19 protein-coding genes are annotated in these 20,864 nt (G+C 61.5%); 14 read left to right on the forward strand and 5 right to left on the reverse strand.

Going from position 1 to position 20,864, the window contains the following annotated elements:
* Window positions 1-153 precede the first annotated feature (153 nt).
* The 6 genes from BUA36_RS19120 to BUA36_RS19145 all read left to right on the forward strand — a co-directional run bounded on the left by BUA36_RS19120 (window position 154) and on the right by BUA36_RS19145 (window position 7,678).
* Entirely contained in the window at window positions 154-777 is a 624-nt protein-coding gene (locus BUA36_RS19120) for a TetR/AcrR family transcriptional regulator (RefSeq protein WP_072786916.1), read from the forward strand.
* A 33-nt stretch (window positions 778-810) separates the two neighbouring features.
* Complete coding sequence (locus tag BUA36_RS19125; RefSeq protein ID WP_072786917.1) at window positions 811-2,601, forward strand: acyl-CoA dehydrogenase C-terminal domain-containing protein; 1,791 nt, start codon at window positions 811-813, stop codon at window positions 2,599-2,601.
* A gap of 30 nt (window positions 2,602-2,631) precedes the next feature.
* On the forward strand, window positions 2,632-5,034 hold the full coding sequence (locus tag BUA36_RS19130; RefSeq protein WP_072786918.1) for a 3-hydroxyacyl-CoA dehydrogenase/enoyl-CoA hydratase family protein: 2,403 nt from the start codon (window positions 2,632-2,634) through the stop codon (window positions 5,032-5,034).
* Between the two features lie 77 nt (window positions 5,035-5,111).
* Window positions 5,112-5,558 carry a PaaI family thioesterase gene (locus BUA36_RS19135; RefSeq protein ID WP_229255753.1) on the forward strand — a complete coding sequence of 149 codons (447 nt, stop codon included), beginning with the start codon at window positions 5,112-5,114 and terminating at the stop codon, window positions 5,556-5,558.
* 30 nt (window positions 5,559-5,588) lie between these two features.
* Window positions 5,589-6,785 carry an acetyl-CoA C-acyltransferase gene (locus BUA36_RS19140; RefSeq protein WP_072786920.1) on the forward strand — a complete coding sequence of 399 codons (1,197 nt, stop codon included), beginning with the start codon at window positions 5,589-5,591 and terminating at the stop codon, window positions 6,783-6,785.
* A 119-nt stretch (window positions 6,786-6,904) separates the two neighbouring features.
* Window positions 6,905-7,678 carry an enoyl-CoA hydratase gene (locus BUA36_RS19145; RefSeq protein ID WP_072786921.1) on the forward strand — a complete coding sequence of 258 codons (774 nt, stop codon included), beginning with the start codon at window positions 6,905-6,907 and terminating at the stop codon, window positions 7,676-7,678.
* A 9-nt stretch (window positions 7,679-7,687) separates the two neighbouring features.
* On the opposite strand, the gene BUA36_RS19150 is transcribed toward BUA36_RS19145, so the two are convergent.
* Window positions 7,688-8,110 (reverse strand): hypothetical protein, encoded by a 423-nt coding sequence (locus BUA36_RS19150; RefSeq protein ID WP_072786922.1) that lies wholly within the window; start codon window positions 8,108-8,110, stop codon window positions 7,688-7,690.
* Window positions 8,111-8,305: 195 nt separating this feature from the next.
* On the opposite strand from BUA36_RS19150, the gene BUA36_RS19155 reads away from it, so the two are divergent.
* The 3 genes from BUA36_RS19155 (at window position 8,306) to BUA36_RS19165 (ending at window position 11,163) form a co-directional block, all read left to right on the forward strand.
* Window positions 8,306-9,124, forward strand: coding sequence for a helix-turn-helix transcriptional regulator (locus tag BUA36_RS19155; protein ID WP_072786923.1), 819 nt, complete (start codon window positions 8,306-8,308; stop codon window positions 9,122-9,124).
* A gap of 69 nt (window positions 9,125-9,193) precedes the next feature.
* The gene (locus BUA36_RS19160) at window positions 9,194-10,387 is read left to right on the forward strand and encodes a DUF4331 family protein (RefSeq protein WP_072786924.1); all 1,194 of its coding nucleotides are present in this window, start codon (window positions 9,194-9,196) and stop codon (window positions 10,385-10,387) included.
* A complete protein-coding gene (locus BUA36_RS19165; RefSeq protein ID WP_072786925.1) occupies window positions 10,384-11,163 on the forward strand; it encodes a DUF4198 domain-containing protein in 780 nt (259 codons plus the stop codon). Before BUA36_RS19160 ends, BUA36_RS19165 begins: the two co-directional genes overlap by 4 nt.
* On the opposite strand, the gene BUA36_RS19170 is transcribed toward BUA36_RS19165, so the two are convergent.
* The gene (locus BUA36_RS19170; protein ID WP_208861910.1) at window positions 11,144-12,088 is read right to left on the reverse strand and encodes an alpha/beta fold hydrolase; all 945 of its coding nucleotides are present in this window, start codon (window positions 12,086-12,088) and stop codon (window positions 11,144-11,146) included. The genes BUA36_RS19165 and BUA36_RS19170 overlap by 20 nt on opposite strands.
* Before the next feature lie 160 nt (window positions 12,089-12,248).
* Between BUA36_RS19170 and BUA36_RS19175 the strand changes: the two genes are divergently transcribed.
* Entirely contained in the window at window positions 12,249-13,037 is a 789-nt protein-coding gene (locus BUA36_RS19175) for a helix-turn-helix domain-containing protein (RefSeq protein ID WP_072786927.1), read from the forward strand.
* 10 nt (window positions 13,038-13,047) lie between these two features.
* On the opposite strand, the gene BUA36_RS19180 is transcribed toward BUA36_RS19175, so the two are convergent.
* Both BUA36_RS19180 and BUA36_RS19185 read right to left on the reverse strand, forming a co-directional pair.
* Window positions 13,048-14,145: an MFS transporter gene (locus BUA36_RS19180; RefSeq protein WP_229255754.1), complete on the reverse strand. Its 1,098-nt coding sequence runs from the start codon at window positions 14,143-14,145 to the stop codon at window positions 13,048-13,050.
* 220 nt (window positions 14,146-14,365) lie between these two features.
* Window positions 14,366-15,127 carry a substrate-binding periplasmic protein gene (locus BUA36_RS19185; RefSeq protein WP_072786928.1) on the reverse strand — a complete coding sequence of 254 codons (762 nt, stop codon included), beginning with the start codon at window positions 15,125-15,127 and terminating at the stop codon, window positions 14,366-14,368.
* A 147-nt stretch (window positions 15,128-15,274) separates the two neighbouring features.
* On the opposite strand from BUA36_RS19185, the gene BUA36_RS19190 reads away from it, so the two are divergent.
* The 3 genes from BUA36_RS19190 to pnuC all read left to right on the forward strand — a co-directional run bounded on the left by BUA36_RS19190 (window position 15,275) and on the right by pnuC (window position 19,074).
* Window positions 15,275-17,215: a hybrid sensor histidine kinase/response regulator gene (locus BUA36_RS19190; RefSeq protein ID WP_072786929.1), complete on the forward strand. Its 1,941-nt coding sequence runs from the start codon at window positions 15,275-15,277 to the stop codon at window positions 17,213-17,215.
* 69 nt (window positions 17,216-17,284) lie between these two features.
* The gene (locus BUA36_RS19195) at window positions 17,285-18,493 is read left to right on the forward strand and encodes a M48 family metalloprotease (protein ID WP_072786930.1); all 1,209 of its coding nucleotides are present in this window, start codon (window positions 17,285-17,287) and stop codon (window positions 18,491-18,493) included.
* A gap of 14 nt (window positions 18,494-18,507) precedes the next feature.
* Window positions 18,508-19,074, forward strand: a complete 567-nt coding sequence (gene pnuC, locus BUA36_RS19200) for a nicotinamide riboside transporter PnuC (RefSeq protein WP_072786931.1) — start codon at window positions 18,508-18,510, stop codon at window positions 19,072-19,074.
* Between the two features lies 1 nt (window position 19,075).
* Here the strand turns inward: pnuC and BUA36_RS19205 are convergent, their stop codons facing one another.
* Window positions 19,076-19,861, reverse strand: a complete 786-nt coding sequence (locus BUA36_RS19205) for a response regulator transcription factor (protein ID WP_072786932.1) — start codon at window positions 19,859-19,861, stop codon at window positions 19,076-19,078.
* Window positions 19,862-20,045: 184 nt separating this feature from the next.
* Here BUA36_RS19205 and BUA36_RS19210 point away from each other — a divergent pair, with 184 nt between their 5' ends.
* Window positions 20,046-20,783, forward strand: a complete 738-nt coding sequence (locus tag BUA36_RS19210; protein WP_084560241.1) for a fimbrial biogenesis chaperone — start codon at window positions 20,046-20,048, stop codon at window positions 20,781-20,783.
* Window positions 20,784-20,864: the final 81 nt, after the last annotated feature.

Here is a 20,864-nt window from a genome sequence, read left to right on the forward strand (position 1 = left end):
ACAACTGTTTGACATTCACCTGCAAGTGGATAATAGTACGAGCGTTCGCAATTCTTTTCACACAGAGTAAATTTAAGTGGAGCAGAATGTTTCTTCTCCATGCTTTTAAAATTTACTTCGGGATGCAATCTTATTAATACGTCAACTAAATTTATGCGCAAAGGCGAGTTAACCCGCGCTGCAATCCTGGATGTGGCCCTCGATCTGGCCAGCCGTGATGGCCTGGAAGGTCTGACCATCGGATTGCTCGCAGATAAGATGAACATGAGCAAATCCGGCGTGTTCGCGCATTTCGGCTCGCGGGAAGACTTGCAGTTGGAAGTGCTGAAGCTGTATCACCACCGTTTCGAGCAGGAAGTGTTTTTCCCTAGCGTCAAAGAGCCGCGCGGCATTCAGCGCCTCAAGGCCATGTTTGCGCGCTGGGTCAAGCGGGTCAGCGTCGAGGTCGCCTCGGGCTGCATCTATATCAGCGGCGCGGTGGAATATGACGACCGTCCCGGTCCGATCCGCGAAGAGCTGATGGCGATGGTTGGCGCGTGGCAGGGCGCACTGCTGCGCTGCGCGAAGCAGTCCATCGAGTGCGGCGATCTGAAAGCCGACACCGATCCGCAGCAGCTGGTGTACGAGATGTACGGCCTGATCCTGGCGCTGCATCACGATGCGCGTTTCCTGCGCATCCCAGGCAGCCTGGAGCGTGCCGGCAAGGGCTTTGAACGCCTGGTCGAAACGTATCGCAATCCGCAGTCACCGGCAGCGGTGGTTGCGCAAGTTAATTAATTCAAACACTAAAGTAGTCATCAGGAGAAAACCATGGGTCAATACGTCGCGCCAATCCGGGATATGCAATTCGTTCTGCACGAACTGCTGAAAGTGGAAGATGAACTGAAGGCGCTGCCGAAACACGCGGAAATCGATGCCGACATCATCAACCAGGTACTGGAAGAGGGTGGCAAGTTCACCGCGGAAGTACTGTTCCCGCTGAACCACTCGGGCGACCGCGAAGGTTGCAAACACGACGCTGCGACCAGCACCGTGACCACTCCTAAAGGCTTCAAGGAAGCGTACAAACAATACGTCGATGGCGGCTGGGCAGCGCTGGCCTGCGATCCGGAATACGGCGGCCAGGGCCTGCCGGTGGTGATGAACAACTCGTTCTATGAGATGCTGAACTCGGCCAACCAGGCCTGGACCATGTATCCAGGCCTGTCGCACGGCGCCTACGAGTGCCTGAAAGAACACGGCACCGAGCACCAGAAAAAAGTCTACCTGCCGAAACTGGTGTCGGGCGAATGGACCGGCACCATGTGCCTGACCGAACCACATTGCGGTACCGACCTGGGCATGCTGCGCTCGAAAGCGCTGCCACAGGACGACGGCTCGTGGCTGATCACCGGTAACAAGATCTTCATCTCGGCCGGCGAACACGACATGGCAGAAAACATTCTGCACCTGGTGCTGGCCCGCGTGCCGGATGCACCGGAGGGCTCGAAAGGCATTTCGCTGTTCCTGGTACCGAAGTACCTGCCGAAAGAAGACGGTTCGGTCGGCGAACGCAATCCAATCACCTGCGGCGCCATCGAAGAAAAAATGGGCATCCACGGCAACTCGACCTGCCAGATGAATCTGGATGGCGCCCGTGGGTGGATCATCGGCCAGCCGAACAAAGGCCTGCAAGCCATGTTCGTGTTCATGAACGCGGCCCGTCTGGGCGTGGGCATGCAGTCGCTGGGCCTGACCGAAGTGGCTTACCAGAACGCGCTGATCTACGCCAAAGACCGCATCCAGATGCGTTCGCTGACCGGCCCTAAAAATCCGGACATGCCAGCGGACCCGATCATCGTGCACCCGGACGTACGTCGCATGCTGCTGACCGGTAAAGCCTACGCGGAAGGCGCACGCGCCTTCACCTCGTACGTGGCGCTGCAGATCGACCGCGAACTGAACCACCCGGACGAAGAGGTGCGAAAAGAAGCGGCTGACGAAGTTGCACTGCTGACCCCGATCATCAAGGCCTTCATCACCGACAACGCCTGGATCGCTACCTCGGAAGCGATGCAAGTGTTCGGCGGCCACGGCTACATCGCGGAGTGGGGCATGGAGCAGTACGTGCGTGACGCGCGTATCAACCTGATCTACGAAGGCACCAACACCGTGCAGTCGCTGGACCTGCTGGGCCGTAAGATCCTGGGCGACAACGGCGCCAAGCTGCGTAAATTCGGCGAGAAGATCAAGTCCTACGTGGAAGAGAACGGCCTGGACGAGAAGATGAGCGAATTCATCACTCCACTGGGCGAGCTGGGCGACAAAGTCACCAAGCTGACCATGGAAATCGGCATGAAAGCCTTCCAGAACGCCGACGAAGTGGGCGCCGCTGCCGTGCCTTACCTGCGCGTGGTGGGCCACCTGGTGTACAGCTACTTCTTCGCCCGCATGGCACAGATCGCACTGGAAAAAGAAGACAGCAGCGACACCTTCTACAAAGCCAAACTGGCAACCGCGCGCTTCTACTTCGCCCGCCTGCAGCCAGAAACCGCAACCCTGATCCGCCAGGCACGCTCGGGCTCCGCCAACCTGATGGCACTCGACGCTGACCTGTTCTAAGCGCTTTTTATTAGGATATAGAGGAAACCCATGACCAACTTCATCGTAAAAAAAGTCGCCGTGCTGGGCGCCGGCGTGATGGGCGCGCAGATTGCCGCCCATTGCATCAACGCCAAAGTGCCTGTGGTGCTGTTCGACCTGCCGGGCAAGGAAGGTACGCCGAAAAACGGCATCGTACTGAAAGCCATCGAAGGCCTGAAAAAACTGTCGCCTGCACCGCTGGGCAACAAGGAACACGCGGCGCTGATTGAAGTCGCCAACTACGAAGACGACCTGGCCAAGCTGGCCGAGTGCGACCTGATCATCGAAGCCATCGCCGAGCGCATGGACTGGAAACACGACCTGTACAAAAAGGTCGCACCGCACATTGCGCCAAACGCGATCTTCGCCTCGAACACCTCGGGCCTGTCGATCACCAAGCTGTCGGAAGGCTTTGACGCGGACCTGAAATCGCGCTACTGCGGCGTGCACTTCTTCAACCCACCGCGCTATATGCACCTGGTTGAAATCATCCCGACCGAGTTCACCAAGCCAGAAATCAGCGACCAGCTGGAAGGCTTCCTGACTTCGACCCTGGGCAAGGGCGTGGTCCGCGCCAAGGACACCCCGAACTTCATCGCCAACCGCGTTGGCGTGTTCGGCATCCTGGCCATCGTTCACGAAGCTGAAAAATTCGGCCTGTCGGTGGACGTGGTCGATGACCTGACCGGCGCCAAGCTGGGCCGCGCCAAGTCGGGTACCTTCCGTACCGCCGACGTGGTCGGTCTGGACACCATGGGTCACGTGATCAAGACCATGCAGGACTACCTGCCGAACGATCCGTTCGCAGCGGTCTACAAAACCCCGGCCGTGCTGGCCAAGCTGGTTGAAAAAGGCGCACTGGGTCAGAAGACCGGCGCTGGCTTCTACAAAAAAGTAGGCAAGGAAATTCAACGCCTGGACTTCGCTACCGGTGAATACGTAGCGGGCGGCGCCAAGGCGGCCGACATCGTGGCCCGCATCCTGAAAGAAAAGGATCCGGTCAAGAAGATGAAGGCGATGCGCGAATCGACCAACCCGCAAGCGCAATTCCTGTGGGCGATCTTCCGCGACGCATTCCACTACATCGCCGTGCATCTGGACACCGTGGCTGACAACGCGCGTGACATCGACTTCGCCATGCGCTGGGGCTTCGGCTGGAACGTCGGTCCGTTCGAAACCTGGCAAGCTTCCGGCTGGACCCAGGTGGCCCAGTGGGTCAAGGAAGACATCGACGCTGGCCACGCACTGTGTAACGCACCGCTGCCAGCCTGGGTGTTCGAAGGTCCGGTCGCTGAAAAAGGCGGCGTCCACACCCCTGAAGGTTCGTGGTCGGCAGTCTCGAAATCGTTCGTGCCACGTTCGGAACTGGCCGTGTACAAACGCCAGGAATTCCGCGCCCCGGTACTGGGTTCGGGCGAACTGGATGGCCGCAAAGCCGGCACCACCGTGCATGAAGACGACGACGTCCGCCTGTGGCACTCGGGCGACGACGTGCTGGTGATCTCGCTGAAAACCAAGATGCACGTGATCAGCCCAGGCGTCATCGCCGGCTTCAAGAAAGCCCTGGCTGAAGCCGAGAAGAACTTCAAAGGCCTGGTGATCTGGAGCGCGGATGCCGCCGATGGCGGCGCATTCTCGGCCGGCGCCGACCTGCAATCGGCACTGCCAGCCTTCATGAGCGGTGGCGCCAAAGCGGTTGATCCGATCATTCGTGAACTGCAAGACACCTTCATGGCGATGAAATATTCGAACGTGCCGGTCGTGGCTGCAGTCGCTGGCCTGGCACTGGGCGGTGGTTGCGAGATGGCACTGCACGCATCCAAGCGCGTGGCATCGATCGAGTCCTACATCGGTCTGGTGGAAGTGGGCGTGGGCCTGATTCCAGCCGGCGGCGGCCTGAAAGAAGCGGCAGTGCGTGCTTACAAGGAAGCCAAGGGCACCGACATCCTGCAATTCCTGAAAACCGGCTTCACCAACGCGGCCACCGCGAACGTGTCGAAATCGGCTTTGGAAGCGCAAGCGATGGGCTACCTGAAAGAAGACGACGTGATCGTGTTCAACCCGTACGAACTGCTGCACGTGGCGAAAACCGAAGCACGCGCCATGTTCGACAAGGGCTACCGCGCACCGCTGAAAGCACCGGTGCAAGTGACCGGCCGTTACGGCTGGGCCACCATCAAGGCGCAGCTGGTCAACATGCGTGACGGCGGCTTCATCTCGGCACACGACTTCAAGCTGGGCGACATGATCGCCGAGATCGTGAGCGGTGGTGACATCGATCAGGGCTCCTTCGTGAGCGAACAGTGGATCCTGGACGCGGAACGCCGCGCCTTCCTGGAACTGCTGAACCATCCGAAGACTCAGGAACGCATCATGGGCATGCTGCAAACCGGCAAGCCAGTGCGTAACTAATCCCGGTCATGTCGATCCTGAATCGGTGTGCCGCATCACTAGCGTTTAAAGTTTTACTTTTTGTGAGGCCGAGCATCGTGTACGAACGTATCAAGCAGCAAATGATGGACACCCTGCCGCTGGTGCGTACGCTCGGCATCAGGATCGACGAGATCGGCAGCGGCACCGCCAAGGTGTCGATGCCGGATGACCCCAAGCTGCACAATCACCTGGGCACGCCGCACGCCGGCGCCTTGTTCACGCTGGCCGAAACGGCCTCCGGCGCGGCCATGGCAGGCGGTTTCGCGGAATTGATCCTGGGCCTGCGCCCGGTCGCCAAGGAATCGCGCATCCAGTACCAGAAAGTAGCCAAGGGTGCGACGCGCGCCGAAGGCCGCGTCCCTGGCGATCTGGATGCGTTGAAGGCAGAGCTGAAACAGCAAGGCAAGGTCGCGTTCCCGGTGGAAGTCGACATTTTCGACGCCGCCGGCACGCTGGCCGCACAGGTTCAAGTGGATTGGTATTTATCTGAGAAGCGTAGCTAGTCTTCGATCAAAAATTTTTGGAAGAACAAAATGAGCAAACAAATTCAAGAAGCGTACATCGTCGCCGCGACCCGTACCCCAATCGGCAAAGCGCCGCGCGGCATGTTCAACAAAACCCGTCCGGACGACCTGCTGGTCAAGGTAATCCAGTCGGCACTGGCCCAGGCGCCAGGCCTGGACCCGGCGCTGATCACCGACGCCATCATCGGCTGCTCGTTCCCTGAAGCGGAACAGGGCTTCAATATCGCCCGTCAATCGGTGCTGCTGGCAGGCCTGCCACGCACCGTCGGCGGCGTGACCATCAACCGCTACTGCGCGTCGGGCATCACCGCCCTGGCCATGGCGGCGGACCGCATCCGCGTGGGCGAAGCCGACGTGATGCTGGCGGGTGGCGTTGAATCGATGTCGATGGTGCCGATGATGGGCCACCACCCATCGATGAACATGAATATGTTCACCGACGAAAACGTCGGCATGGCTTACGGCATGGGCCTGACCGCTGAAAAAGTGGCCGAGCAGTGGAAAGTGTCGCGCGAAGACCAGGACGCGTTCTCGGTTGAATCGCACCGCCGCGCCATCGCTGCACAGCAGGCTGGCTTCTTCAAGGATGAAACCACGCCAGTGGAAATCATCACCCGCACGCCAGACCTTGCCACCGGCGAAATCAAGGTAAAAACCCGCACCGTCGATACCGACGAAGGCGCGCGTCCGGAAACCAGCCTGGAAACCCTGGGCAAGCTGAAGCCAGTGTTTGCGGCCAAAGGCTCGGTCACCGCCGGTAACAGCTCGCAGATGTCCGACGGCGCCGGCGCGCTGCTGGTGGTTTCCGAGAAGATCCTGAAACAACACAACCTGACCCCGCTGGCCAAGTTCTCGTCGTTCGCGGTCAAAGGCGTACCACCGGAAATCATGGGCATCGGTCCCAAGTTCGCGATTCCAGAAGCGTGCAAGGCCGCTGGCATCACCCAGGACCAGCTGGACTGGATCGAACTGAACGAAGCGTTTGCTGCACAGGCGCTGGCTGTGATCCGCGACCTGGGCCTGGATACCTCGAAGGTCAACCCGATGGGCGGCGCGATTGCTCTGGGCCACCCGCTGGGCGCAACCGGCGCGATCCGCGCTGCGACCGTGGTGCACGCCCTGCGCCGCAACAGCCTGAAATACGGCATGGTCACCATGTGCGTCGGCGCAGGTATGGGCGCTGCTGGTATCATCGAACGCGTATAACAACACCCCGCACCCCGCGCAGCCGGGGTCTGACCCCGTACGGGGTCAGACCCCTTCGGCCTTGGGGGTAAAAAGGGCGCTGGGGTTGATCCCGGCGCCTTTTTCATTTGGAGACAGATATGGAAATTTTGAGCAGCAAGAACAACGGCATCCTGACGCTGGAATTCAACCGTCCGGAACGCAAGAACGCTATCACCGCCGCCATGTACCAGAGCATGGCCGTGGCCCTGACCGAAGCCGAAGGCGACACCGAGGTGCGCGCCATTCTGATCGCCGGTAAGGCCGACATCTTCACCGCCGGTAACGACCTGGAAGACTTCATGAAAAACGCTCCGACCAGCGGCGCGATTGAAGACCGTTCGGTGTACAAATTCATGATGGCACTGAGCGGCAGCACCAAGCCGATCGTCGCCGCTGTCGCCGGCAACGCGGTCGGCATCGGCACCACGCTGCTGATGCACTGCGACCTGGTGTACGCTGCCGACAACGCCAAGTTCTCGATGCCGTTCGTGCAGCTGGGCCTGTGCCCGGAATTCGGCTCCAGCCTGCTGCTGACGCAAATCGCCGGCTACCCGCGCGCTGCTGAAAAACTCATGCTGGGCGAAGCCTTCCTGGCGCAGGAAGCGCTGGAGATGGGCCTGGTATCGAAAGTGCTGCCGGTCGATGAACTGCGCGCGTTTGCCGAAGGCCAGGCCGCCAAGCTGGTAGCACTGCCAGCCAGCTCGATCCGCGTCACCAAAGAACTCATGAAAGCCGCCCGCAAAGCCCCGACGGCCGAAGCGATCGCCGCCGAAAACGTCCACTTCGGCAAAATGCTGTCCGCACCGGAAGCCAAGGAAGCCTTCATGGCCTTCTTCCAGAAGCGTAAGCCGGACTTCACGCAGTTCGTCTGATACGCATTCTTAGAGTGTCATTTTACTGGCCGAAGTAACCGCTGTGACAAAAGCTCCGGCCAGTCCAAACTCGATGGCAAACACCATCAGGAGTGCTTCGAATAACACCAGCCATCGGCGCTTGAAATAAACCAGTTGCATCTTCCACCGTAAGTGGCCTTTGCGCGTCTTGACGATTCGACTGACTACTTTGCGCATATCGGTTATCGGTGAGAATTTTTCCATGAATAGAGTGGCGTTTGCGTAAGCGGCAAAAACGGCAATTATCATGAAAGCATAAAATATAAAAGTGGGCGTCGCGTAAGACCAGTCGAATTTCGTAAAGTCAATTTTGCGCCCTAAGAAAAACGCAAGGGAGAGCATTAAAATTTGCGGCGTGAGATTACGCAAAAACTCCAAATAAGCTGCACGACCTTCCTTCATTATGTACATACCAGTTCCTTAAAAAGGCTGTTTGAAGTCACGCCTAAACGGCATGGGCTTTGTGTAAAATTTCCTTTTGGAAATATTATAACGAATCGGTCTGATTTCAGTTTGGGCGCTAGCTACGTCAGCATAACCTCTGAGGTAATGGATCGCGTAACGCCACCGCCATAGAATGGGACATCTTTCTATGCGGGGATTCCCATGTCGTCTATCCATGTTGCGCGTTCGTTGAGGACGGCGTCTGTCGCGGTCAGCGATGTCCACTGCGCGGGCGGTTGCAGGCATGACAGTGATGTGGAGTGCGCGCAGGCGACGCATATCGTGTTTCCCTATCGCGGTGTGTATGTGCGGCGGGTGGGGCAGGATGTTGCGGTGGCCGATGGCAACCAGGTGCTGTTCTTTAATGCGCAGCAGGAGTATCGGATCAGCCATCCTGTCAAGGGTGGTGATGCGTGTGTGTCACTTGCGGTCGCCCCCGCTGTGCTGGAGGAGCTGGCGCCCGCAGGGACGCTGCAGGCTGGCGTATTCCTCGCGCAGCATCAGCGCATCGATGCGCAGTCGCAGATGCTGGTGGCGCAGTTGCGGCTGGCGATGCATGATGATGCGACGGAGCCGTTGAAGGCTGAGACTTTGATGCTGTCGCTTTTGCAGCACTCGTTAGGTGGAAGAAGCAAGCCATCCAGTCAGGCCAGGCACGGACAACGCCGGCTTGTGGACCGCATCAAGCTGACATTGGCCAGCGACACGGCACGCCGCTGGACGCTCGATGACATCGCTGCGGAGACGGGCGGCTCGCCAGTCTATCTGACGCAGGTGTTCCAGCAGGTTGAGGGCATTCCGCTCTATCGCTATCAATTGCAGCTGCGCTTGCAGCGGGCGCTGGCCGTCATGGCGCAGTGCGGTGATTTGTCGGCGGTGAGTTTTGATCTGGGCTTTTCCAGCCACAGTCATTTCAGCGCAAGCTTCCGCCAGACGTACGGCTGCTCGCCATCGGCTTTCCGCAAGCTGGCAAATCACTAAAGATTTCGACAGCGGCGGCGCGCGCCATCCGCGATAGTGAACCTTCTGTTCACTTGCCGGAGAATCCCGATGTCCCGTCTCCTAAAAGCTGCCAGCGCTGCGCTGGCCTTGCTCGTACCGCTGGCCTGCGCGGCCTCCGACCATCTCGATACACCAACCGTGATTGCCGACCCGCGTCTGGATATCGGCGATCTGTATGCATGGACCTCAATCGACGGCCATCGCCTCAATCTGGTGATGACGATAGTTGGCCACAGCTTTTCCGATAAGGCCGAGTATGTGTTCCATGTCGATAGCGGCAAGGCATTCGGCAAGACTATCCGCACTGCGACGATACGCTGCCAGTTCCCATCAGCGGGCCAGACGCATTGCGAGGCCGGCGGCGATAGCGTTGACGGCGATGCCAGCCAGCCGCAGGGCCTTGAGAGCAGCAAGCGCCGTTTGCGCGTGTTTGCCAGCATGCGTGATGATCCGTTTTTCAACAACGTCAAAGGAACCCGCGCAGCGTATTCGGTAGTGATGGATGCGCTTAACCGCGGCACCCAACGCGATGCCGCCGGCTGTCCGTTGCTGAGCCGTGAGCAGTCGGAGATTCTGCTAGAGGAATGGAAGCATACCGCTGGCGGCCCGCCCACCAATTTCCTCAAGGGCTGGACGCCCGCGTCCATTGTGGTGTCGATTGACTTGCCGCTCGTGACGCAGGGCGGCAAGCTGGTCGCCGTATGGGCAAGCACGCACCAGGGCGGCCGCCAGATTGACCGTGCCGGCAGGCCACTGACCGGTAACGCCTTGCTGGGCACGATCGCCTCGGACGAGGAAAGCGATGCACTGAAGGAGCAGTACAACGCGGCGACGCCTGCGACTGGATCGCAATTTGTCGAGGAAATCAGCAAAGGACTGGCGCTGTATGACAGCTTCGATGGCACGTGTGGCAATCAGTGGCTGATACACAAGCACGCGTCGTCAACCTCCCGCTATCATGCGCTGGCAGCGCTGCTCGCTGATGATCGTTTGTGGGTCAATACCGCCGCCACGCGATGCACGCAACTGTTCGCCGTGGAACTGCTTGCGCTGAGCCGCGAGCAACGCTGGCGCAACGATTGCGGTGGACGCACGCCCAACTATAACGCGGTCAACATCTATCGCTCTCTGCTGGCGAACGGCACAACGCAAGGCGTCGACGATGGTGTGACGCGCGATGAACTGACGCATTCGGCCGATATCTTCCCCTTCCTGGCAGCACCGGACGGCGAATACAAATGAGCCCGCGCTACTTTATCGCAGCGTTGGCGATGCTATGCCAGACCACGCACGCGCACGATTTCTGGCTGCAGCCGGAGAGCTTCCACGCGGCGCCCGGCGAGCCGATGCCGTTGACGCTGCAAGTCGGCCATGGTGATGCACGGCAGCTTTCGCCGATGCCCATGCGCCGCATCACACGCTTTGTCGCGATAGCGGCTGATGGTCCGGCGACTGATCTGCGGCCATCATTGCGGCTTGAAGGCACAGCGGCGGGCACCTACATGCTGGCGCTGGAGAGTGACAACCAGGCGCACAGCTATTTGCCTGCTGCACGTTTCAACGCCCATCTGCGTAAGGAAGGGCTGACACAGGCGCTGATGGCGCGCGTCAAAAGCAACACGACTGGCAAGGATGGATCGGAACGCTATAGCCGTTGCGCCAAAGCCATTATCCAGGTGGGCCAGCAGGCGGTCGGTCGGGTGAGCGAGCCGCTCGGGCTGTCGCTGGAAATTGTGCCTGCGCTGAATCCTTACGCATCGCCCCGCGCCCTCAGCTTGCCAGTGGACGTGCTATACGCGGGCGCGCCACTCGGCGGTGCCCTCGTCAAGCTGACCAGCCTTGACGCGGACGCCGAGCCGTTTGAAGTGCGCGTCACGGACAGCAAGGGCCGCGCCGCTTTCACCATGCCGCAGTCGGGACGCTGGATGCTGGGCGTGGTCTGGACCCAGGCCCGGCCGCCTGGCAGCGACACCGACTATGAAACGGTATTCTCCAGCCTCAGCTTTGGCTTTCAGTAGACCACAACTTGCGCGCCTCGCTGGCGATGAGATCGGGGCGTTCCTCAGGCCAAAACAGCTTGCTGCTGGCGACCATCTGCAAACCTTGCGAATTGCCCAGCAGGCCCGCCAGGTAGCGTCCGCCGGCGGGCGCAAAGATGGTGTCGTCGCTACCCCACAGGATGCGGGTTGGAATGCGCGAGGCACGCAGCTTGTCGGCCACGCCCTCCAGCACATTGCGCTCCAGTGCCAGCGCGTAGGCGTGGACCAGATCCTTGCGGCGCTGCGTCGCCACCAGCGGTTGCAGGTAGCAGTCGATGGCTTCGTCGTTGGGATTGTTCGGATTCGCAAAGCACTGGCCGCCCAATCCGGTTGCCGACCGGGCCAGGGTTTTGTCGGCAACCCAGGCGGCCAGCCAGCGGTCGGCGAATACGCCCTCGTGCGCCATGTCGATCACGGTTTTGAGCGCGGCGGGCGGGCAGTCGATTTCCGAATCGCAGTTGGTCAGCAGCAGCGTGCGTACGCGCTGTGGATGGCGCGTGATCAATAGCTGCGCCACGGCGCCACCGCTGTCGTTGGCGACCAGATCGACCTGATCGATTTTCAGCATATCCAGGAAGGTTATCAGCATGGCGACCTGTGCATCGGGGCTCACGTCTTCACCGACGGCCACTTCGGTATAGCCCAGGCCAAGGAAGTCGGGGGCGATGCAACGGCGCCATGGGCTCAGCCTTTCCAGCGCGCCACGCCACTGGAAGCTGTTGAGCGGGAAGCCATGCAGGAATAGCGCTACCGGTCCCTTGCCTTGTTCAACATAGGCGATGCGGCCGAAGCGCGTGACGAGAAAGCGGCGCATGGCGTGGAAGCGGGCGGCGTCGATGGTGTCGGCCGTGCCAACCGTGCTGGCCAGTACGTGGGTGGTCAGGGCGGCCAGCGGAAGTGCCATAAAATCTCTGCGATGCATGGTGAAATCCCGTGTGAAGTGGAAAGCCACACGATTGCACCGCAGCCGTCAGACATCAATGACGCGCGCTTTCCGGAAACCATAACCTCGGAGGTTATGGTTGCGTGTTGGTAACCGCATTACAATTGCTTTCATGGACACTATGACCCCAGCAAACATCGGCGGGCTGTTGCGCGAGTGGCGACTGAGCCGTCGTCTGAGCCAACTGGATCTGGCGCTGCAGACGGACATCTCGTCGCGGCACCTGAGCTATCTGGAAAACGGCAAATCCAGGCCCAGTCGCGAGATGATCGTGCGCCTGACGGAAACGCTGGCGGTGCCGCTACGCGAGCGCAACAAGCTGTTCATTGCCGGTGGCTATGCGCCCGTGTATCCGGAGACGCCGATCGATACGCCCAAACTGGCGCAGATGCGCTTTGCCATTGAAGCCATGCTGGCACAGCAGGAACCGTATCCGGCCTTCCTGCTGAATCGGCACTGGGATATCCTGATGGCCAACCAGGCCGCGCTCAAGCTCAACCGCTACATGATGGATGGCCGGGACAGCAAGCATCGCAATATGCTGCATCTGATTTTCGATCCGGACGATTTACGCCCGGCCATCGACAACTGGGAAGATGTGGCCGGCAACCTGCTGCGGCATCTGCATAACGAAGTGGCGGCCGTGCCATCGGACTTGAAGGCGCGCCAGCTGCTGGACGCGGTGCTGGCGTATCCCGGCGTGCCCCGGCACTGGCGCCAGCGCGACCTCGGCGCTGCACCAGCGCCGATCCTGACCACGGCGTTCCGCAAGGGCGAGGTGCGTATCAGCTTCTTCTCCACCATCACCACCTTTGGCACACCGCGGGACGTGACGCTGGATGAATTGCATGTCGAATCCTGTTTCCCCACGGATGACACCACCGCCGCATTCTGCAGCAGCCTGACGTGAGTACAAGAATTCAAACCGTTGCGCCGACTGGTGCAGGCTGGCGCTGTTCCAGCAGCACCGAGACGCCGAGCACGACGATGCCGCCCACCGCCAGCAGCGCGCCCACGGGGCCGGTCGATTGCAGGCTCATGCCGTGGGCAATCGCCAGCCCGCCGCACCAGGCGCCTGCGGCGTTGGCACAGTTGAAGGCGGAGTGGTTCAGTGCGGCGGCCACAGTCTGGGCATCGCCGGCCACATCCATCAATCGTGTTTGCACTGCCGGGCAGACCGCAATGCCGCAGCCGATGGCAAACAGGTTGAGGGCCACGGCCCAGACGTTGGCGCTCGAGTAGTAAAACGCCGACAGTGCCGCTGCATTCCACACCAGCGCGCCAAAAATGGTCCACAGGCGCGAGCGGTCGGCAAACCAGCCGCCCACCAGGTTGCCGATGGTCATGCCGACCCCCATCATGGCCAGCAGCACCGGCAGCGCGGCCGGCGCTACCTTGGTCACTTCCAGCAAGGTGGGCGTGAAGTAGGTGTAGACCGCAAACAGGCCGCCGAAGCCGACCGATACCATCAGCAACGTCAGCCACACCTGCAAGCGCCGGAACACGCCCAGCTCACGGCGCGGGCTGGCGTTGCCCGTGGCAATCCACGGCACGTAGCGGCGCACCATGAGGGCCGTAGTCACGCCCAGCAGGCCCACCACGAGGAAGGTCGAACGCCAGCCAAAGCCCTGGCTCAGCCAGGTTGCCAGCGGCACGCCAAAGACGTTGGCGATGGTCAGCCCCAGCAGCACGCGCGACACCGCCTGCGCGCGTTTCTCCGGCACCGCCATGGCGGCGGCGACCAGCGCCGCTACCCCAAAGTAAGCGCCATGCGGAATGCCGGCAATAAAGCGGGCCAGGATCAGCGTGCCATAGCCCGGCGCTGCGGCGCTGAACAGGTTGCCGGCCGCATACAGCGCCATCAGCATCACCAGCATGGCACGGCGCGGCATGCGCGCGAGGAAGATGGTAATGAGCGGGGCGCCAAATACCACGCCCAGCGCATAGGCGCTAATCATGTGGCCCATCTCGGGCAGCGTGGTGTGCAGGTCGTTGGCCACCACCGGCAGGATGCTCATGGAGGCAAATTAGCCAGTGCCGATGGCCAGTCCGCCGATGGCCAGGGCCAGATTGGCCAGTCCGGCGCCGTGCGGCGCGGTAATGATGGGGGTGTCAGAAATCTGTGCGTGATGCATGGTCAAGCGGCAAAAATGCGAGGCAAAAAGGGGCAACGATAGCACGTTTGGCCCGTTGTTGCTGGCGGCCCGCCGCCATCTGCACCGCAGGCGCCGACCCGGATTACGGCTCGCCGTAGCGGGTGCGGATCGCGCCCAGCACACCCTGATGCTCGAGCCGTGTGATGGCGCTGTTGATGCGCTCCAGGTCCGCCGGCGTGGTGCTGGCCTTGTTGAGCATCAGGTGGACGGGCGCGCGCAAGACCACCAGCGGTAACGGGCTGATGGCGATGCCTTGCGTCTTGGCCTCATGGCGCAGCGCGCCGCTGTCGCCCAGGATCAGATCGGCCCGGCCCGCTTCCAGCATGCGCAGTCCCTGCTGGAAAGTGAGGAAGGTGCTGAGCTTGCCGGTGGCGGCCAGGGTCGGCTGCAGCCTGGCGTAGTCGGCGCCGTACCAGCCCACCTTGGGCGCCAGCAGCGACAGCTTGTGGTCCAGCACCGCCTCGACGCTGCTGATGTTCTGGAACTGGCCACGCGTGGCGGTGCGCGAGAAGACGCCCACCGATTCGTGGCGGTATGCCACGCTGAAGCGCGCATAGCGGCGGCGCTCCGGCGTGTTGGAGGCGGACAACATCAGGTTAAGCTGGCCTTGTTCAAACAGGCGCTGGCGGCGTGCGGTCGGCAGTTCGGCCTGCACCTGAAGCTTGCAGCCGGCCTCCTTGAGTATCGCTTGCGCCAGTTCCCAGTCCAGCCCGCCAGGCGTGGCGTCTGGCTGCGTGTAGAGATAGGGAGGCCATTGTTCCAGCGCCATGCTGAGTTCGCACGCTTGTGGCTGCGCGGCCATGCCCAGCAGGGCGATGGCGGATAACAGATGACGCCCTTGCATGCCGCAACCCTTTTTTGATCTATGGCTACAATTTGCCAGATATGACGTGAATGTCAAGCGGATGTACTTTTCGCATTCAGCACCCCCTATTGTGCGCCGCCGTACGCTACAGTTGATACTATTTCGCTTTCTTGGCTCGAAACTATTATGCTGGCTTCCTCCCTGTCGTCTATTCCCGATCCGCAGCAGCACGTGCCGCGCTTTATTGGCACGGGCACGCCCATGCGTGACCTGGTGCAGAGCTACCGCTGGCAGGATACCCCGCTGGGACCGGTGGCCGGCTGGCCCGGCTCGCTGCGCACGGCGGTCAGCATCGTGCTGCGGTCGGTGCACCCGATGTTCCTGTGGTGGGGCGAGGAGCTCACGCAGATTTATAACGATGCCTATGTGCCGTGCTTCGGCGTCGGCAAACATCCGCTGGCGCTGGGGCAGGGCGGGCGCGAATGCTGGCCGGAGATCTGGTCCATCATCGGCCCGCAGATCGATGAGGTGCGTAACGGCCGCGAGGCGCGCTGGTATGCAGACAACCTGGTGCCGATCTGGCGCAACGGCCGGATCGAGGATGTGTACTGGAGCTATACCTACACGCCGGTGTTCAACGAGCTGGATGAAGTGGGCGGGGTGCTGGTGGTGTGCAGCGAGACCACCGCCAAGGTGCTGGCCGAACGCCGCCAGCACACGCTGGATCTGCTAAACCGCCGCCTGCAGGGCTGCCGCAACGAGGCCGACGTGCGCGCCGCAATCACCCAGTCCACCATCGACAATCCGGGCGACCTGCTGGATGCCACCTTGCTGAACGGCGCTGAAGCGATGGATTGTCCGGGCGCGGATGTGCTGGTCATCCGTGGCGCCGAGCTGCAACTGTGCGCCGAACTGGCGCTGGCCTTCAAGCTGTCCACGCGCCTGCCGCTGGATGGCGCTTACCGCCAGTTCCTCGAACAGTTCACGGCCGCCGTGTGCGCCACGCTGACCCGCTTGCAGAGCGACCGCGCGCTGGCCGAGTCCTCCCGCATCAAGGACGAATTCCTGGCGATGCTGGGCCATGAGCTGCGCAATCCGCTGGCGCCCATCGTGACGGCGCTCAAGCTCATGAAGCTGCGCGATACCGACACCGTGCATGAGCAGGCGGTGATCCAGCGCCAGGTCGACCATCTGGTGCGGCTGGTGGATGACTTGCTGGACGTATCGCGCATCGCCAGCGGCAAGGTCGAACTGCGCAAGGAGACGGTGCCGCTGGCGGACGTGCTGAACAAGGCCATCGAGATGGCCAGTCCGCTGCTGGAGCAGAAGCAGCACCGTCTGCTGGTGGATGTGCCGACCGTGCGCTGGCATGGCGATCCCGCGCGGCTGGCGCAAGTGGTGTCCAACCTGCTGAGCAACGCGGCGCGCTACACGCCCGCGGGCGGCCACATCACGCTGGCCACGCGCATCAAGGGCAAGACCGTGCAGATCCAGGTGACCGATGACGGCAACGGCATTGCCTCGACGCTGTTGCCGCACATTTTTGACCTGTTCGTGCAAGGCAACCGCCAGCTCGACCGCGCCAAGGGCGGGCTCGGTATTGGCCTGGCGCTGGTGCGCAACCTGGTGCAGATGCATGGCGGCGACGCCAGCGCCTACAGCGCCGGCGAAGGACGCGGCAGCACCTTTACCATCACCTTGCCCGATTCGGTGATGCTGGAAGAGGAGCTGCCGGTGGTGAACAGCAACGCCGCGCCGGCGCTGGAGCAGGGCGCCGGCTTGCGCGTGCTGGTGGTGGACGACAACCAGGATGCGGCCGATTCGCTGGGCGAACTGCTGAGTGCGCTGGGCTACCGGCCGTCAGTGGCCTACGATCCGGCGCATGCGATCGCGCTGGCGTCGGCCGCGATGCCGGACGTGGCCATCCTCGACATCGGCCTGCCCGGCATGGATGGCTTTGAGCTGGCCGGCCACCTGCGCCAGTTGCCGCTCGGCGCTGACCTGAAGCTGCTGGCGCTGTCCGGCTATGGCCAGGAAAATGACAAGACACGCAGCCGCGAAGCGGGCTTTGCCGCGCATCTGGTCAAGCCGATCAATATCGCAGAGTTACAAAATTCGTTGTCATAAATAGTTGCTATTTTCGTAAATCAAAGCTTAAAATAGCTCCCGGGAAACTTTTAGCGCGCCGGGAGCGGGATGAATCTGATTTACAAGAATGAAAAGACGCTGTTCGGCATCATGCTGGCTGTGTCGCTGCTGATCTGGGCCGCGCTGATTATCAGTACGGTCGGCATGGCGCTGGTTTATGGGCTGATCTTTTTCATCAGCTACTGCTTTGCGCAATCGGCGCTGGTGTCCTACCTCAAGGGCACGGCGGTGCAGATCACGCCGGCGCAATTTCCTGACCTGTACCAGCGCATCGAGACGTGCTGCCAGCGCCTCGATCTGGCGCCGGTACCGGACGCGTACCTGCTGCAAATGGGCGGCGTGTTCAACGCGTTTGCCACGCGCTTCCTCGGCCGTCATTTCATCGTGCTGTATTCGGAAGTGGTGGACGCGCTGGAAGAGCGCCCGGATGCGATCAACTTTTACATCGGCCACGAGATCGGCCACATCAAACGCAACCATCTGCGCTGGTCGGCACTGCTGGCGCCGGCGACGTTTCTGCCGCTGCTGGGCGCGGCCTATGCGCGCGCCCGGGAATACACGTGCGACCGCTATGGCTTCCATGCCTGCGACGATTTGAAAAGCGCACAGGTCGGCCTGGCCGCGCTGGCGGCCGGCGGCAAGCGCTGGCGCCAGATGAGTGCAGGCCAGTACGCCGCGCAAGCGCAGCAGAGCACGGGCTTCTGGATGTCGTTCCACGAGCTGGTCGGTGATTACCCGTGGCTGGTCAAGCGCATGGCGGTGGTGCGCGGACTGGCGCACGGCAACGAAGTGAGCCAGCCCGGCCGTCACGGCCTGGCCTATCTGCTGGCCTTGCTGGTGCCGCGACTGGGTGTGGGCGGCGCCGGTTCCGTGCTGGCGGTGATTGCGCTGATCGGCGTGCTGGGGGCCGTCGCGGTGCCCGCCTATGAAGAGTACATGACCAAGGCGCGCATGACGCAGGCAATTGCGGTCGGCCATGACGCGACTGCCGCCGTGGAGCGCTATTTCTACGCCAACGGCCGCGGTCCGGCCACACTGGAGCAGGCCGGCTATGCAATGGCGGACCCCAGCCATGCGGTGCAGGACATCGCGGTCGATCCCGGCAATGGCGTGGTGCGCGTGTTCCCGTCGGACCTGAACTACCGCGGCAAGGCTATTGCGTTCACGCCCAGTGTGGACGAGAATAAGCGCGTCGTCTGGCAATGTGCCGGCGAGGAGATTCCGGCCAGCGTGCTGCCGCCGGAGTGCCGCAACTAAACCAAGGACCGCTGTTGATCTCACCGCTGGAAATCGCTGCCAATGCCGTCATGTCGGTTTCCATCGTGCTTGCGGGGCGCAACAATGTGCACTCGTGGTGGCTGGGCATCGTCGGCTGCGGGATGTTTGCGGCGCTGTTCTACAGCGTCAACCTGTATGCCGACGTGGCGCTGCAACTGTTCTTCATCGTCACCTGCGCCATCGGCTGGCTGCAATGGCTGCGCGTTGCCGGCGGCGTGGCGCTGCCGATCTCCCGCGCCCAGGTGCGCGCGCTGGGCTGGATGACCGGCATCGGCCTGCTGGCCACCACGGCCTACGGCCTGATGCTGCAGGCCTACACCAACGCTTACGCGCCGTTCATTGATTCCGCCGTGCTCATGTTCAGCATCGTGGCTCAGCTGCTGCTGATGGGGCGGCGCGTCGAGACCTGGCCGTTCTGGCTGCTGGTGAATACGGTGTCGGTGCCACTGTACGCCAGCCGCGGCCTGTACCTGACGGCCGTGCTGTATGCGGCGTACTGGATCAATGCGCTGGCGTCGTGGTTCTTCTGGCGCCGCCAGATGCAGACCCAGGCAGCCTGAGTTACTTTTTCTGGATCGCCTGGCGGTAGGCGGTGGGCGTGACGCCCATGCGCTCGCGGAAGGCGGTGGCAAAATTGCCGGCGTTGTTGAAACCGATCAGCAGCGCGATGTCCTGCACGTCGATGTCGGTGTCCTTCAATAATTCCTCGCCGCGGCGGATGCGTTCCTCGCGGATAAAGCCGAACACCGTCATGCCGGTCTGCTCGCGGAACACCTGCGACAGCTTTTCCCGGTAGGTGCCGACGCTGCGCGCAATTTCCGCCAGGCCCGGCAGGGCCGCCAGGTTGTCGCTGATGAGACGTTTGACGGCGTTGACCAGCACCGCATCGGGATCGCTTTCCGCTTCCAGCTGTTCTTCCTCTTCCGCATTGGTGGGCGGGCCCTGGTGCTGGCGCCTGGCCAGGTTCAGATGCACCTGGATGCGCGCGGCCAGTTCGCCGGGGGAGAACGGTTTGGAGACATAGTCCACGCCGCCGATCGACAGGCCCAGGATGCGGTCATCGTCGGCATCGGCGCCGCTCAGGAAGATCACCGGGATGTCCTGCGTGACCGGATTCGCTTTGAGCAGGCGACAGGCGGTATAGCCGTCCATATTCGGCATGCGCACATCCAGCAAAATCAGATCAGGTCGATTGGCAAGCGCGAGCTGGTAGCCCTGCAAGCCATTAAAAGCGACAGAGACCTTGTACGGCATTTCGCTCAGTAAATCCACCAGCATACGCTGTTCAAACGCGGAGTCATCCACGATCAGAATTTTGGAACGAATGCTTTCAAGGGTAGTCGGCATGGCGTCCCCAGAAATATGGTTGATAAAGTTTTATCACTCCCTGTTGCGTATTATGCCTATCTTTTAAATATTTTTGATAGTTTTCTACGCTTGCAAAACAGTTGTCGCTTCCTTCAAAAGCAGGATTTTCTTAGATCCTTAATAATGAATTCGACTGTTGAGCAAGAGCAATGTTGGAGGCTGGATGACTGGCGTACGCGCACGGATCGTAGGGCTGATGACCGCACAGCTGCTGGCGTGGCTGGGATTGCCTGTGGCGGCCGCCAATTTGCAGATCTCCCCGGTGATGATCAATTTGCGCGCCGGCCAGGGCGCCACCGGCGTCACGCTGCAAAACCTTGGCGAACAGGCCGTGTACGGCCAGGTGCGTGTCTACTTATGGGAACAAAAGGATGGTGACGATGTGTTGACGCCCACCCAGGACGTGGTGGCCAGTCCGCCCATCATCCAGATCAATCCCAAAAGCAGCCAGATGATACGGCTGGTACGGCGCAGCGAGCAGCTGCCCGCCAGCGAACTGTATTACCGCGTCCTCATCGACGAGATCCCCAAGGACGACAGCGGCCCCGCCAGCGGCGTCGACATCCGGCTACGGTACTCCGTGCCCATGTTTGTGCTGCCAGCCGACGAACGCGCCGCCCCGGCACTGGCCTGGGCGGTCTACAAAAAAGAAGGCAATTGGATGTTGCGGGTCCGCAACAGCGGCACCCAGCGCGCACAGATCGGCGCGCTGGAGCTGAGCAACGCCGCCGGCCAGCAGTTTGTGATTGCGCCGGGGCTGTTTGGCTATGTGCTGGCAGGCAAGCTGCGCGAGTGGCGCCTGCCCACGTCTGGCGACGCCGATCTGAACGGGACGTTGACGGTGAAAGCCAACGTGAACACCCGCCCCATGAGCGCCAGTACCGTGGCCAGGGTGGATTAGCCCGGCATGGGGTGCCGCCAGTTCTGGGTGCTGTTATTGACATGGCTGGTCATGTGTGGGGCGCTTGCGCAGACCCCGCCA

The organism is Duganella sacchari (assembly GCF_900143065.1).
GTDB lineage: Bacteria > Pseudomonadota > Gammaproteobacteria > Burkholderiales > Burkholderiaceae_D > Rugamonas > Rugamonas sacchari.

Bases quoted from the DNA above. Each gene is read 5' to 3' on its own strand.
- BUA36_RS19120 (WP_072786916.1), top strand. From the start codon at position 154: ATGCGCAAAGGCGAGTTAACCCGCGCTGCAATCCTGGATGTGGCCCTC.
- BUA36_RS19125 (WP_072786917.1), top strand. From the start codon at position 811: ATGGGTCAATACGTCGCGCCAATCCGGGATATGCAATTCGTTCTGCAC.
- BUA36_RS19130 (WP_072786918.1), top strand. From the start codon at position 2,632: ATGACCAACTTCATCGTAAAAAAAGTCGCCGTGCTGGGCGCCGGCGTG.
- BUA36_RS19140 (WP_072786920.1), top strand. From the start codon at position 5,589: ATGAGCAAACAAATTCAAGAAGCGTACATCGTCGCCGCGACCCGTACC.
- BUA36_RS19145 (WP_072786921.1), top strand. From the start codon at position 6,905: ATGGAAATTTTGAGCAGCAAGAACAACGGCATCCTGACGCTGGAATTC.
- BUA36_RS19150 (WP_072786922.1), bottom strand. From the start codon at position 8,110: ATGTACATAATGAAGGAAGGTCGTGCAGCTTATTTGGAGTTTTTGCGT.
- BUA36_RS19155 (WP_072786923.1), top strand. From the start codon at position 8,306: ATGTCGTCTATCCATGTTGCGCGTTCGTTGAGGACGGCGTCTGTCGCG.
- BUA36_RS19160 (WP_072786924.1), top strand. From the start codon at position 9,194: ATGTCCCGTCTCCTAAAAGCTGCCAGCGCTGCGCTGGCCTTGCTCGTA.
- BUA36_RS19165 (WP_072786925.1), top strand. From the start codon at position 10,384: ATGAGCCCGCGCTACTTTATCGCAGCGTTGGCGATGCTATGCCAGACC.
- BUA36_RS19170 (WP_208861910.1), bottom strand. From the start codon at position 12,088: ATGGCACTTCCGCTGGCCGCCCTGACCACCCACGTACTGGCCAGCACG.
- BUA36_RS19175 (WP_072786927.1), top strand. From the start codon at position 12,249: ATGACCCCAGCAAACATCGGCGGGCTGTTGCGCGAGTGGCGACTGAGC.
- BUA36_RS19180 (WP_229255754.1), bottom strand. From the start codon at position 14,145: ATGAGCATCCTGCCGGTGGTGGCCAACGACCTGCACACCACGCTGCCC.
- BUA36_RS19185 (WP_072786928.1), bottom strand. From the start codon at position 15,127: ATGCAAGGGCGTCATCTGTTATCCGCCATCGCCCTGCTGGGCATGGCC.
- BUA36_RS19190 (WP_072786929.1), top strand. From the start codon at position 15,275: ATGCTGGCTTCCTCCCTGTCGTCTATTCCCGATCCGCAGCAGCACGTG.
- BUA36_RS19195 (WP_072786930.1), top strand. From the start codon at position 17,285: ATGAATCTGATTTACAAGAATGAAAAGACGCTGTTCGGCATCATGCTG.
- BUA36_RS19205 (WP_072786932.1), bottom strand. From the start codon at position 19,861: ATGCCGACTACCCTTGAAAGCATTCGTTCCAAAATTCTGATCGTGGAT.
- BUA36_RS19210 (WP_084560241.1), top strand. From the start codon at position 20,046: ATGACTGGCGTACGCGCACGGATCGTAGGGCTGATGACCGCACAGCTG.